Below are 12,955 nucleotides of genomic sequence, written 5' to 3'. Positions count from 1 at the left end.
GGGCTAACCTGGGCGAATGCGACGACCGCGGGCCATGGTGCTGGATGAGGTGTGGCGCCGGCTCGACGGGGTCGAACCCTTGAGCGGACCGCACGGCGGACCCCTGCGGCGGACCGTCAAGCTGATCCTGGATCCGCTGGTCATCCGCCCGGTTCAGCACCCGCAGTGCGCGGGCTCCATGCTCTCCGCCGACGGAGCGGTGTTGCTGGCCACCCGGATTCACGCCGCCGCCGATGTCCTGCGCGCCACCGCGGCCTGGTTCACACTGCTCAAGCGGACGCGCCGGGCGCTGCGGATCACCGAGGGCAATGCCCAGGACCTGTACTTCCAGCGCTGCTTCGAACTCGCCACCGTCTCCGGCCTGCCGGACCCGGTCGGCGACCGGGCCGCCGCGGAAGCCGCGCTGCGCGAGATCCACGGGCTCGCCGCCGGCCGCACCACCCAGGCACTCAAGGAATACCTGTCCGAACCGGCCCGGGTCGGCGAGCTGACCGAACTGATCCAGACCGCCTGGCGGCGGCGCCCGCTGACCGAGGTGCCCGACCACTCCGAGCTGTTGGCCGGACTCCTGGAGGATTGCGCCGCAACCAGATTCGACGGCGCCGATGACCCCGCCGATATCGACGCCGTCATCGACGCATACGTCGGCACTCACACCGGAATCCGGCTGTGGCTCAATGAAATAGGCTGCACCGCACAGGAATTCGGACTCACGCTGTACCCCCTTCCGCTCCCGCCCCAGGTCGGCTTCTCGGCCTCCACCGCCACCCTCGGCCTGCCCCTGGACCGGACCATCCACGAGCGCATCTTCACCGTTCTGCAAGCTTCCAGCGAACGGTCCGACCTGCCTGCGATCCCCGAACTGGTTGCCGCCGAGATCGCCCGCGCATGCGCCCCCTGGGCCCTGCTGGACGAATCCCTCCGGGTGGCCGCTGCCGCCGGCGCCACCCTGGCGGTCGACCTCCGCCCCCTCGGCGCACCGCTTCCCATCGGCTACGCCCCGGACGGCGACGCCGCCCCTACTCCCAGATCCACTGTCACCCTGGCCGGTGCGGCCACCGGTCTGCTGGGCGCGGCCGTCGGCCTGACCGGCACGGCCGCCGGGCTGCTCGCCGGCTCGACCGGGCTGGCGGGTACCGCGGCCGGGGTGACGGGCGCCGTCGCCGGATTGACCAGTGCCGCAGCCGGTTCGACCCGGCCGGGCGCGCCATCGAGCGGCGGTGCGGCGGCGCGGATGATCAATGGGCGATGGCAGCGCGAAGCCTATGTGCTGCAGGCGCGGCGCATGGCGGTGCGGGTGGACGCGGTCGACGGTCCACTGGGGGCGATAGCGGCGGATCTGCGCGTGCCGTGGCGTCCCTACCTGCGCAGACTATGGGCGCGACTGCACGGGCGGGACGTCCGTGAGTTCCCCGTGTACGCCGTGGACGAGCTCTGGGATCTGCTGGACGGCGTGGCCCGGTCGGTGATCCTGGACCACCGGATGCGGGTGAAACGGGCCCTGGCCGCCGGCGCGGCGGCCGAGCCCGGCGATCGGGAATCGAGGGTGGGATGACGAACTCGGCGGTCACGATCCACCGCTACCCCGACGGGTTGCGCGGCATAGTCCCGGTCGGCGACCCGGCCGCCCTGCACGTCGCCCCGGGGCCCGACTCCATGGTGCTCGAGGTCGTCGGCGGCCACCTCATCTGGAGTGTGCTTGCCGGACAAGAACTTCCGGCGGCGCTGATCGACGATGTGGATGCCGCGCAGGAATGGGTGTGGGCGCTCTACGGCGAATCCGCCGCCCTGGCCCTCGACTCCGTCCGGCCGGGCGGGCCGGTCGTGACAGCTGACGATCAGCCGGTACCGGCGGTCGCCACGGGTGAGCGCCCGGTCGAGGTACCCGCCGCTCCCGTGCTCCGGTCGCAGGCCGTCAGCGCCCGCCGACTCGCGTACGCGCACTGGGCATCCCGGTGGTGGCCGGCATCCGCCCTGGACGGCATCGCCGACCTCGACCCGGCGCTGCTGGACCGCGATATCGCCCTGCTGACCGAGGAGTGCGAACTGCTGGTGGACGGCGTGGACGCGCTCGCCCCGCCGGCTCCCGCCTATCTCGAAACATCGTTGCGCGCTTCTGATTACGCTCTCGCGGCCGGTGACGAGGCCCGGCCCGGCGGTACCCTGGTACTGGCCCGCGGCACCGGCGGGTGGGACTGGCGCCGCTGCCCGCCCGGGCTGGTCGACGCCTCCGAATCCGCGGTGTCCTGGGAACTCGTCCGCGACGCCGGAGCGACCAGCGTGGCCATCGCGGTGGCGGCGCACCCGGGCCTGCCCGACGCGGTTCCGGCCCACCTGCGGCCCTGGGCCCGCATCGATACCGGCCGTGGCGAGCTCGACACCGAACTGCGGGCCGCCGATGACACCTGGATCGGCGAATCCGTGCTGTCCGCACCGGCTTCCGCCGTCCGGGTCGCCATCCACGTCCCCGGTTTCGGGCCGGATCCCGAGGCCGGCCCGGCCTCGGCCGATGACGCGGCCACCGACACCGCGGCCGCCCTGCGCCGGCAGATCCGCGACTTCGCGGCCGCCCGGCTCCGCACAGCGGCCGACCCGGCCGTCGACGACTCCGGCCCGCTGGCCCCCTTGCTCGCCGAAATCGCGGCCGCAGAGGCGGATTCGGACTACTGACATGTCGTATGTGGAGTCGGGGCTCGACACAGCGGAGAGTCCATTGCTGCGGGCCGGGGCCGAGGCGGTCGCGCGGGGCGAGTTGTGGGAGGCGCTGCGGGTTTTCGAGCAGGCCGCGGAGACGGAAACCGGGGATCTGCGGCTGTGCGCGCTGGTGGACGTGGCGGTGGTGACCGATCAGCTGGGGGATCACGCGGCGGCGGTGGAGCGGTTTCGGGAAGCGTTGGGGGAGATGTCTTCCGGCGCGCGGCGGATGTATCCGGGTGCGCTGATCGGGTTGTCACAGGCCATGCAGAACCTCGGGGATCTGGATGGGGCGCAGGAGGCGCTCGAGCGGGCTCGGTCGGCGCTGGATCGCGCGGATGCGCCGGGGGACCTGCGCCTGGCGTGCCTGGTGTCGTCCACCGCGGTGGCGTTGCATCGGCAGCACTGGTGGCGGGCCCTCGATCTGGCGGTCGAATCCCTGGATGCGGCACGGCGTTTCGATCCCGAGCGGGTCGGGCACCCGCTCATGAATCTGGCCGCCGCCCACTTCGAGACCGGGCGCTGGGAGCTGGCACAGGATTTCGCCGGTCAGGCCCTGGCGGCCTTCGAGGCGGTGAACGACAGCGTGGGGGTGGCCGAGACCCGGCAGAACCTGGCGCTGATGTACACGCGTACCGGATCCTTCGATGAGGCCGAACCGCTGCTCGCCGCCGCCCAGGAGCACTTCGAGGCGGCCGGTGCGGCGCATCGCGCCGGAATCGGGCTGAAGGTCATGGGATTCATCGCCGAGCACCGGGGTCGGCCGGAGGCGGCGCAGGCCCGGTATCGCGAGGCTTTGCGCCGATTCGAGGAATCCGGGGCGGTCATCGACACCGCGGATGTGCGACTCCGCTTGGCCACCACCGCATTCGCGGCCGGGCGATTCGAGGAGGGCGAATCCGAACTGGCCGCCGCCCGCGCCATCTACGCGGTGCGCGGCCTGGGCCTGCACTGCGCGCAGCTCGACTACTGGCACGCGGGGGTGCTGGAGCCGCTCGTCGGCCAGGTGCCCGGATTGCTCGCGCGGGCAGTGGATCTCGCGGTTCCGGCGGCGTTGGCCCTGGATGCCGTCCGCTACGAGCTGCCCGACGGCGCCCAGCGCGACACCTGGAACCGTCGCATCGTGAATCCCGCGTTGCGCCTGGCCTTCCGGTACTCGTATCTGGCCGGTGATGCCCGGCTGGTCGCCGATCTCATCGAAAATCAGTGTGCAGGAACAATTGTGGATGTCGACAGGCTGTCCGCGGAACCGCCCGCGCCGCTCGATCTGTTCCAGCCGTTCGAACCGCCGTCCGAGTCGGCCGCCGTTCAGGACGCGCTGCAACTCGGCACCGCGCTCGCGGCGGTGGCGGCCGGCGCGGGCCTGCCCGTCAGTCCGCCGCCGCGGGTCTCCGTTCCGCCGGACGGCCATATCGCCCTGTCCGCCTGGCTGGATGCCGCCGAGCAGCGCTACGGCCGTCGCGTCCGCGCCGAGCGGGTGATACCCGTATGACACCGACCGTCTGTGTCCGCATGGCCGATGCGGGCGACCTCTACCTGACCTGGCGCTGGACCGACGAGAGTGCGCCGGGCGGCGTCGGCGTGGTGCCGGAGGACCAGGTCGCGGCGGCCGTGGCCCGGTTCGCGGCGGCCCTGCCCGCGCCCGGCGTGGCCGGTGGTCTCGAATCCGCGCTCACCACCGGTGAACTGGCCTCCTATCGGGCGGAAAACACGCTGGCCCAATACCTCTCGTCGACCTTCCTGCCCTACAACCTGGCGGTGCGGCTGCACGAGCTCTATTCGCAGGGCATCCGGCCGCACATCCGCATCCAGCCGTCGCCGCGCACCGCGCAGGTGCCGTGGGAGCTCATCGCTCCCGATCCGGAGGTGCGGCTGGTGGAGATCGCCGACGTGAGCGTGCTCGCGCCCACCGGCATCGTGCACGCGCCCGCCCGGGCGACGCGGTCGTGGGCGGAGACCCGGACGCTGCCGGTGGTCGCCATCCTGGATCCGCGGGTGCCCGGCTTCCGCGCCGACTCCGCACTGGGATCGGTACTGGGCCGGATGGCCGCGGACGCGCCGCTCGCCGCCCTGGTCGCCACGCTCGCCGCCGCCGATCGGCTGAGCCCGGCCGTCGGCGATCCCCTCGCGGCGTTCCGCCGGACCGATCTGGACCGGGCCTGGCTGAGCCGCACCCTGCACGCGGGCGCGGCCCGCCTGCTGTACGTCGGCCACGTCACCGCCGCGGCCCCCGAATCCGGCCGCAGCGAATCGGCCACCCTGCACCTGTCCTGTACTGCCGCCAGTCCGGGCTGCGCACCGGCCTACCGTGACCACCGTCCGCTCTCGGCCCGCGACCTGCTGCTCGGCACACACGCGCTCACGGATGGTGTGGGCCATGACTATTCGGGCAATGGGCACGGAGCGGCGGTGCCTCGTACCGGGCCCGAAATCTGGCCGATCCCGAGCCGGGTCGCCCTGATCGCCTGTGAGAGCGGCGGCGACCTCCGCTTCGCCGAGCCCCTCGGCCTGGTCGCGGCCATGCTCACCGGAGGCGCGGAAGTGGTGACGGCCGGACGCTGGCCACTGCCCACCGATCTCGCCTTCCATCGCTTCGCGGGCACGCCCACCACCACGCACCCCTTCCAGGAAGCGGTGTGCGCCATCGACGCCGCCCACGAATCGTCCGATCCGGTCGCCGCTCTCAACGCGTGGCAGCGTGCGCATCTGGCCGCCTGGCGCAGCACCGGCGAGATTCAGCACTCCCCGCTGATCTGGGCCGCCTTCGCCACGGTCGACGCTCGCCGCTGAGTCACCGGAGCGGCTGAGCCCCCAGAACTATCGCCCCAGGAAGTCACGGGTCACGAAAGGATAACGGCCCCACCAGCTCTCCGATGAAGCCTCACGAAAGATCGGGAGTGGAGGGCGAATGGCGCGAATCGTGACAGGCATCGTGGTGGCGGCGGTGGCGGCCGCCCTGGCATCGATTGCCGGGCCGATCGGCCGCGCCGAGCCGGATGGCCTGCGGCACTGCGAGGTCAGCGCGGGCCGGCAGCCCGAGACGGCGACACCCGAAGAGGTGGGACTGGATTCGGCCGCGCTGCGGCAGGCGGTGGACGTCGCCTCCGACCCGACCCGATTCACCGTGCAGGTGTTCCGCAACAACTGCCTGATCGGCGGTGGGCCCACCAATCAACGCGCGGGCGGCGTCGCCTGGAATCTGTGGAGCGGCACCAAGAGCGTGGTGTCCCTGGTCGCCGGGATCGCCGTGGACGAACACAAACTGCGCGTGGACGATCCGATCGACGTCTACCTGCCCGCCGGGCTCGGCGACGCCGAACATCGCGCGATCACCGTGCGCAGCCTGCTGACCGAGACTTCCGGCATGGAGGTCGCCATCGCCTCCGAGGGCGTCACCGGGCTGGCCCGGCTCGACCCGAACGTGGTGGCGCAGGCGCTGGCCATGCCCATCGAGCATCCGCAGGGTGAGACCTGGCAGTACAGTCAGCGGGCCGTGGACCTGCTGGTCTATGTCATCCAGCAGGCCGTGGGCGAGGACTTCCAGGCGTACGCGCAGCGGAACCTGTTCGGCCCCTTGGGCATCGAGAAGTCCGACTATCTCTGGGCGCGGGACCGCAGCGGCAACACCTACGGGCACGCTCACCTGGTGCTGCCGCCCGACGACTACGCCAAACTCGGCCTGCTGCTGGTGAATCGCGGCAATTGGCATGGCCGGCAACTGATCTCCACCGGCTACCTGGCCCAGGCTACGACGCCCAACGATGTCAATCCCTGCTACGGCTTCCTGATCACCGTCAACGGCCCGGATTGCGAGGACCTGTTCCCCGGACTGCCCAAGGACGCCATCCAGATGGCCGGGATGATGCGCCAGGACAACTTCATCGTCCCCAGCCTGGGCCTGCTGGTCAGCTGGACCGGTGTCACGGTTCCCGGTGGCGCGGTGAGCTTTCCGCACGACGTGCTGCGTGGGCTCACCACCGCGTTCCGGACCCCGAGCCTGCCCGACCCGGGTCCGTACGTACCACGGCCGGACACCAGCCTCACCGACCCGATGTTCATGAACCCGGACGCCACGCTGGCCGCTCTGGGCCTCGGCCCGATGGCCTACCCGGGCTGCGGCATTCTGGAATGCCTCGGCAAGCCGCTGTATCCGCCGTTCGGTGACTGGCCGCCGGGCTGCTTCATCCTCGGCTGCGTGGGGACCGACCCGGCGACCCCCGGCATCCGCTGACCGAACGCTACTGCGGCTGACCGCAGTTGGCGCAGAAGGCAACCCCGACCTGGACCTGATGGCCGCAACCCCGGCAATTCGATTGCAGGGACAGAGCGCTGCCGCAGGTGGAGCAGAACTTGCCGCCCGTGGTGTGCGCGCCGCAGGTCGGGCAGGACACCCGGGCCGGGGTGGCCACATCGTGCTGGGACGCCCAGTCCTGCTGATAGGCGGCCTCGCGGATCTGCGAGCCGCGGGCCTCGGCCTGTGCCTGAGCGATCTGGTGCGCCACCTGCGGCGAGCAGTTGGTGCACTGCCCGACCTGCTCGTTCCAGCACACCCGGTGGCACACCCAGCGGCCGCAGCCGCCGCACAGCCGGAAGTCGCTGCGCACCTGCTCGACCGCGCGCGCGAACGCCTTGTCCTTGGTGCTGGAGGAGGAGCCGCCCCAGTGGTTCGAGTAGCTCTCAGCGGCATTGGAGATCTTGTCGATGGCGCGCACCTGATCGCCGAAGAGATCACGCAGCACACGCAGCGCACCCCGGCCGCGGGAGAAGTAGTTCTGTTCGAACGGCGACTTGTAGGCGGTGCTGCAGCGATCACAACGGAACTCCCACTGGAATCCGTCGTCATTGGATTCGTCGTGGTAGTAGCTGGTGAAGACGACCGGACCGGTCATGGTCGAGTTATTCCTTTGCGGCTGAGCGGAACTCTGTGAACGGACGCGCCCGGAGCCCCCCGGACCGTGTTTCGTCAGGTTCTTATCGTATGACTCGCTTCGCCCGCAACACATCCCACGAATCCCCCGCGGCCGGGGATGCGGGTCAGTCGGTGAAGCCGACCTCCACCTCGGTGCGGTCGCGCCGGGTGTACATGTCCCAATACCGATCACCCAGTTCGTTATTGGTCATGCGCGGGATGCTCACGCCCGGCGGAACCAGCTCGGGATGCTCGTCGACCATCTGCTCGGCCCGGCTGTCGCCGATCAGCACGCCGATATTCAGCAGGCCGACGTACACGCCGGTACCGCGCAACTCCTCGGCGAGCTGCAGCAGGTAGCCGCGCTGGGCGGCCAGGGCGACGCCGATATTGGCCAGGTACGGCAGCACCGTGTGGGCGGACGACCCGGAGGAGTACAGCAGTGCGCCCTCTCCGCGCTCGATCATGGCGGGCGCCAGGGCCCGGGTCATGAGCACGGGGGAGTGGAGTTTCAGCGCCATCGGGACACGCAGGTCCGGAATGTCCAGGGCGAGTGTGGCGGGAATGCGATCGGTCATCTCGCCGGCCGCGCCGTGCAGGGCGACATCGATGTCACCGAAGGTCTTTCGGATGGTCGCGACGGCATCGGTGAGCTGCGCCGCGTCCGTCACATCGGCTGGGAAGGCGGCGGCCTCGATGCCTTCGGCCTTCAGATCGACGACGTGCTGCTCGGCCTTGCCGGGTTTGCGGCCGATGACGGCCACCCGGAAGCCCTCCCGGCCGAAGCGCCGGGCGACGCCCATGCCCAGGCCCGGGCCGAATCCGAAGATCGCGATGGTCTTGCTCATGCTCGTTCCTCGCTAAGTTGATCCATGGTTCAAGTTACGTGACCGACGCTAGCATGAACTTGAACCTATGCTCAACTTAAATCCGCTGCCCGATTTGTAGGATCGGCGAATGCCCGCGCACAAACCCCTCCGCCTCGACGCCCGCCGCAATCGCGACGCGCTGGTGACTGCGGCGCGCGAGGTCTTCGCCGAACGCGGGCTCGACGCGCCGCTCAAGGAGATCGCCGCCCGCGCGGGCGTGGCCATCGGCACGCTGTACAACCGCTTCCCGACCCGGGACGATCTGATCGCGGCGGCCGTGGAGGATCGCATCGAGGCGGGCGGGCGCATTGCGGAAGAGGCGCTGGCACTTGGCGATCCGTGGGGATCGTTCGTCTATCTCGTCGAAAAGATCTGTGAACTACAGGCTTACGACCGGTTGCTCAACGAGCTGGCGCTACGGGCCGCGCCCAGTCCGGAGATCGCCGCGCAACGCGATCGAGGCCACGCGATCATGCGCGAAATCATCACGCGCGCACAGGATGCCGGGGTGCTGCGGGCGGACTGGGCGCTCGAGGACATCGCCTTCATCACCTGGTCGCACACCCGGGTGGTGGAGCAGACCGCGGGTATCGCACCCGAGGCCTGGCGGCGCAATCTGGCCCTCATGCTCGATGGGCTGCGCGCGGAAGCCGCTCACCCGCTGCCGGTTCCGCCGATCAGCGAGGAGCAGCTGAACGGCTCGCTGCTGGCCGATCCGGACCGCGACTGACCGGGCCGATCGCTGCCCCGAGAAAACGGTGGAATCGGCTCCGGTTACCGTCGAGGGGATAATTCGTTCGCTTGTGTGTTGGAGGTAGTGACAATGGCAGGGATTCCCGCGGTACCGACCTCGCTGCTGGTGGCCGGAGGGCTCACCGGTGGCTTCGCCCTCGCTCAGGCCACCAAGAAGCGTCAGCTCGGTGGCGCGGTGTTCGCGGCGGGCACGGCGGCCGCCTTCCCGCGCTGGCGCAAGACGGTCGGCACCGGTGGTGCGGCCGCGTTGACCGGGCTCGCCGTCGGCGCGATGGGCGCCTCGCACCCGCTCGCCAAGAAGATCGGCGCCTGGCCGTCGGTCGCGGTGGTGTCCGGTGTGGTCGCGGTGGCCGCGTGGGCCGCGGTGGACCGTCGCGCCTGATTCATCAGCCGGTCCTCCGGCGTATTTCGGACCGTAAGGCTCGAGGGCGTGCCGGGGGACCGGAAGCGCAATACCGTGGAGTATGCGCACTTTCGTTCATCTGCTGCTGTTCGCCGCCGCCATCGCGGTGGCGGTCGGGGTTTTCGGTCCGCTGGTCGGCACGGTCGACGCGCGGAATGTCCAGTTCTCCGACCTGCGGAGCGGATTCGCCTCGGGCCGGTCACTGGACCAGATCGGCGCACAGTCGGGGTCCTTCACGACCTCCCTGGCCATCGGGCTGCTCGGAGTGGCGACCGTGGTGCTGGTGGCCGCGCTGGTCGGATCGCGGATCCTGGGCTGGATCGGCGTCCTCGTCGGCCTGGCCGGGCTCGGCGTGCTGACCTGGCGGCTCGACCAGCGCTTCGATCACGAGCTGCGCACCGACTATCGGCATCTGCTCAGCGGGACCTGGGGGTTGTACCTGGTCGGCGGCGGGCTGGTGCTGTCGCTACTGCTCCTGCTGATCCCCCGCGAACGCCGCTTGCCGCCGCCGCCCGGACCCGGCTTCTGATCTCGTAATCCACTGTCGGCCTTCACTGTTCGATCAACTACCGAACCACCACGTAACCCGGCGTCGTATCTAGGGCGAACGAGGAGGTTCATTCAATGCACACCAACAACGCCCTGATCGCCGTCCGGAAACCGCTGACCTACCTGGTCGCGGCCGGAGCCCTGTTCGCCACCGCCGCCGGCATCGCCGCGGCCGAACCGCCGGGCTCGACGATCTCGGGCGGCTCCGGGGCCGGATCCACCGCCCCGGGCACATCCCACCACACCGTCATCACCTACTCGACCGACCCCTACGGCTACTCCTACCAGTACGAATACGTCGACCCCGCCCCGCAACCCGCCGCCCCCGACCCGGCTACCACCAACCGGCTCAGCACCGGCGGTTCGGACCACACCTGGATGCCCGTCGCCCGCCCCGATGGCACCGGCTGGACGGTGTGCACCCAATATTCCACCGTCTGCAAATAGTCCCCCCGCAGTCGAAAATCCTGACTCGCCCTCGGTGCGATCGCTCCGAACCGCCGCTCTCGCAGTGAGTTCCGAAATCTCACCGGCCGAGTAGCTGGATCAATCTACGCAGCTGCGCACTGTAATACTCTTCGAATTCCGGTGAGCCGGGCTGCTTTCCGGTCGCCTGCAGGGCTGTCTCGGGAAGCATGACGGGTGCCAGGATCATGCCCATCAGGGCCATTCTGATGAAGGCGGGGTCGATCCCGGGGGAGATCTCGCCGCGTTCCTGGGCTCGGGTCAGGTTCTCCAGATCGGCGTCGACAGTGGCCGATCCATCCAAATAGTCAGTGGCAGAACCACTTCCGGTAAGGCCGCGCCACACCAGCAGGCGGGCCGGGCGGGGATCGGCGAGCACCGCGGACAGATACCGGGCGGCCACCTCGTCGAGCGGGAGTTCCGGATCCGCGCGCTCGGCTTCCGCCGCGGGCCAGCCACGCTGAATCTCGTGGTACAGGCCCTCTTTACCGCCGAAGTAGTAGGCGATCAGCTGCTTGTTGACCCCGGCGCGATCGGCGATCTCCTGCACCCGGGCACCGTCGAATCCCTTGGCGGCGAACTCGTCCAGGGCCGCGTCGAGCAGGGCCTGGCGGGAGCGCTCGGCGTCGCGGCGGCGATCGGCGGCGCTGGGCGCGCGCCGGGGCCGGCGACCCGCGGCAGGCGGGACGGGGTCCGTATCAGGGTCGGGCGCGGTTGCCATCCGACCATCGTAATGCGGTGGATGACTGTGTCATCCACCGAGCCGACGGTGTCATACATTCGTATGTTATCCATTTGGTTGACACTTGTATCCAAACGGATGACACTTCGACGTGTGACTATCTCGAACATCCCGGGCACGGCAGTGGATCGGGCCGCGCTCACTCCGCAGGCCCGCCGGGCCATTGTGGTTGTGCTGGTCGGCGCGATACTCGCCTTCCTCGACGCGACCGTCGTCAATGTGTCCCTGAAATCGCTGGCCGCCGATCTGGGCGGCACGCTCGATGCGATTCAGTGGGTCGTCACCGTCTACCTGCTGGTGCAGGCGGCCGTGCTGCCCGTGACCGGCTGGGCCGCACGGCGCGTCGGGCGTAAACGGCTCTATCTCGGTGCGCTGCTGCTGTTCACGCTCGCCTCGGTGGCCTGTGCCGCCGCGGGGAGCGTCGGCATGCTGATCGCGGCCCGGGTGGCCCAGGGGCTGGGGGCGGGGGTCATGATCCCGGTCGGGCAGATGATCCTGGTCACCGCGGCAGGGCGGGAGGGGATGGCGAAAGCCATGGCGGCGGCGGGCATTCCGATGGTGCTGACCCCGGTGATCGGACCGACGATCGGCGGGCTACTGCTGGAATACGCGGGCTGGCAGTGGATCTTCCTGATCAACGCGCCGATCGGCGCGATCGGGCTGGTGCTGGCCGCGCGGCTGCTGCCGTCGGATGAGCGCGCCGAATCCACCGAGGCGCTGGATGTGCTCGGTCTGATCCTGGTCTCGGCGGGCACGGTCGGAATCACCTACGGACTGTCCGAGGCGGCGTCGCGTGGCTTGACCGACCCGAAGGTGCTCGTAACACTGTGCGGCGGTGCGATTCTGGTCGCGGTATTCGTCACGCATTCGCTGCGGGTCCGGAATCCGGTCCTGGACCTGCGCCTGTGGCGGGACCGCTACTTCGCCGCGGGGACGGTCTCGACCCTTGTCATCGGTGCGGTGACGTTCGGGGCAATGGTGCTGCTGCCCTTGTACTTTCAGCTGATTCGCCATCAGGACGCCGCCCACACCGGCCTGCTGATGGCACCGCAGGGCATCGGCGCGGCCCTTGCCATGGTCCTGTCCGCGCGCCTCTACGAGCGCGTCGGCGCCCTCACCTGCCTGCTGGGTGCTCTCGTCTGCTGCGTCGCCACCGTGCCGTTCATGCTGCTCGCCGATGACACCCCCTATTGGCTGCTCTGCCTCGCCATGATCGTCCGCGGCCTGGGTATCGGGCTGGCTGCTATGCCCGCCATGACGGCGGCCATGCGGGAGCTCACTCCGTCCCAGATCATCGACGCCACACCACAACTCACCGTCATGCAGCGTGTCGGCGGCTCGGTCGGCACTGCCGTCTTCGTGGTGATCCTGCAACGGCACCTGCCTGGCGGGATCGGCCAGCCGGGCCACGGGGCCGCCTTCGCGGTGACCTTCGGCTGGGTGTTCGCGGGCTCCGCCCTCGCCCTCCTGCCGACCGGGCTGTTGGCGGTGCTGGAGCGTCGATCGCGTAGGCGCCCGGCGGTCAGCGCCGCGGCGAGTTGACCGGCGACGCGGTCCCAGCCGTGCCGGTG

13 protein-coding genes are annotated in these 12,955 nt (G+C 70.0%); 10 read left to right on the top strand and 3 right to left on the bottom strand.

The annotated features are described in order from the left end of the window. Positions 1-34: 34 nt before the first annotated feature. From ACFXHE_RS02035 to ACFXHE_RS02015, 5 genes are all read left to right on the top strand, one after another. Complete coding sequence (locus ACFXHE_RS02035) at positions 35-1,555, top strand: hypothetical protein (RefSeq protein ID WP_379380340.1); 1,521 nt, start codon at positions 35-37, stop codon at positions 1,553-1,555. Continuing rightward, positions 1,552-2,670: a hypothetical protein gene (locus tag ACFXHE_RS02030; protein WP_379378888.1), complete on the top strand. Its 1,119-nt coding sequence runs from the start codon at positions 1,552-1,554 to the stop codon at positions 2,668-2,670. The genes ACFXHE_RS02035 and ACFXHE_RS02030 overlap by 4 nt, the downstream gene beginning before the upstream one ends. 1 nt (position 2,671) lies before the next feature. Continuing rightward, positions 2,672-4,186: a tetratricopeptide repeat protein gene (locus tag ACFXHE_RS02025; RefSeq protein WP_379378886.1), complete on the top strand. Its 1,515-nt coding sequence runs from the start codon at positions 2,672-2,674 to the stop codon at positions 4,184-4,186. Next, on the top strand, positions 4,183-5,484 hold the full coding sequence (locus tag ACFXHE_RS02020; RefSeq protein ID WP_379378884.1) for a hypothetical protein: 1,302 nt from the start codon (positions 4,183-4,185) through the stop codon (positions 5,482-5,484). Before ACFXHE_RS02025 ends, ACFXHE_RS02020 begins: the two co-directional genes overlap by 4 nt. A 118-nt stretch (positions 5,485-5,602) precedes the next feature. Beyond that, entirely contained in the window at positions 5,603-6,925 is a 1,323-nt protein-coding gene (locus tag ACFXHE_RS02015) for a serine hydrolase domain-containing protein (RefSeq protein ID WP_379378882.1), read from the top strand. A gap of 7 nt (positions 6,926-6,932) precedes the next feature. Here the strand turns inward: ACFXHE_RS02015 and ACFXHE_RS02010 are convergent, their stop codons facing one another. Together ACFXHE_RS02010 and ACFXHE_RS02005 are read right to left on the bottom strand one after the other, a co-directional pair. Further along, positions 6,933-7,583 (bottom strand): zinc ribbon domain-containing protein, encoded by a 651-nt coding sequence (locus tag ACFXHE_RS02010; RefSeq protein WP_379378880.1) that lies wholly within the window; start codon positions 7,581-7,583, stop codon positions 6,933-6,935. Positions 7,584-7,728: 145 nt separating this feature from the next. After that, positions 7,729-8,451, bottom strand: coding sequence for an SDR family NAD(P)-dependent oxidoreductase (locus tag ACFXHE_RS02005; protein WP_379378878.1), 723 nt, complete (start codon positions 8,449-8,451; stop codon positions 7,729-7,731). A gap of 109 nt (positions 8,452-8,560) precedes the next feature. Here ACFXHE_RS02005 and ACFXHE_RS02000 point away from each other — a divergent pair, with 109 nt between their 5' ends. The 4 genes from ACFXHE_RS02000 (at position 8,561) to ACFXHE_RS01985 (ending at position 10,624) form a co-directional block, all read left to right on the top strand. After that, positions 8,561-9,202: a TetR/AcrR family transcriptional regulator gene (locus tag ACFXHE_RS02000; RefSeq protein WP_379378876.1), complete on the top strand. Its 642-nt coding sequence runs from the start codon at positions 8,561-8,563 to the stop codon at positions 9,200-9,202. Positions 9,203-9,295: 93 nt separating this feature from the next. Next, positions 9,296-9,607 (top strand): hypothetical protein, encoded by a 312-nt coding sequence (locus ACFXHE_RS01995; RefSeq protein ID WP_354835563.1) that lies wholly within the window; start codon positions 9,296-9,298, stop codon positions 9,605-9,607. 82 nt (positions 9,608-9,689) lie between these two features. After that, positions 9,690-10,157 carry a hypothetical protein gene (locus ACFXHE_RS01990; RefSeq protein WP_379378874.1) on the top strand — a complete coding sequence of 156 codons (468 nt, stop codon included), beginning with the start codon at positions 9,690-9,692 and terminating at the stop codon, positions 10,155-10,157. 95 nt (positions 10,158-10,252) lie between these two features. Beyond that, positions 10,253-10,624: a hypothetical protein gene (locus tag ACFXHE_RS01985; protein WP_379378872.1), complete on the top strand. Its 372-nt coding sequence runs from the start codon at positions 10,253-10,255 to the stop codon at positions 10,622-10,624. A 79-nt stretch (positions 10,625-10,703) separates the two neighbouring features. On the opposite strand, the gene ACFXHE_RS01980 is transcribed toward ACFXHE_RS01985, so the two are convergent. Then, positions 10,704-11,363: a TetR/AcrR family transcriptional regulator gene (locus ACFXHE_RS01980; protein WP_379378870.1), complete on the bottom strand. Its 660-nt coding sequence runs from the start codon at positions 11,361-11,363 to the stop codon at positions 10,704-10,706. Between the two features lie 114 nt (positions 11,364-11,477). On the opposite strand from ACFXHE_RS01980, the gene ACFXHE_RS01975 reads away from it, so the two are divergent. After that, a complete protein-coding gene (locus ACFXHE_RS01975; protein ID WP_379378868.1) occupies positions 11,478-12,926 on the top strand; it encodes a DHA2 family efflux MFS transporter permease subunit in 1,449 nt (482 codons plus the stop codon). Positions 12,927-12,955: the final 29 nt, after the last annotated feature.

This window comes from Nocardia sp. NPDC059229 (genome assembly GCF_042754165.1).
Classification (GTDB): domain Bacteria; phylum Actinomycetota; class Actinomycetes; order Mycobacteriales; family Mycobacteriaceae; genus Nocardia.
Note: the sequence above shows the minus strand (reverse complement) of the source record. Positions and strands in the feature narration are given on the sequence as shown.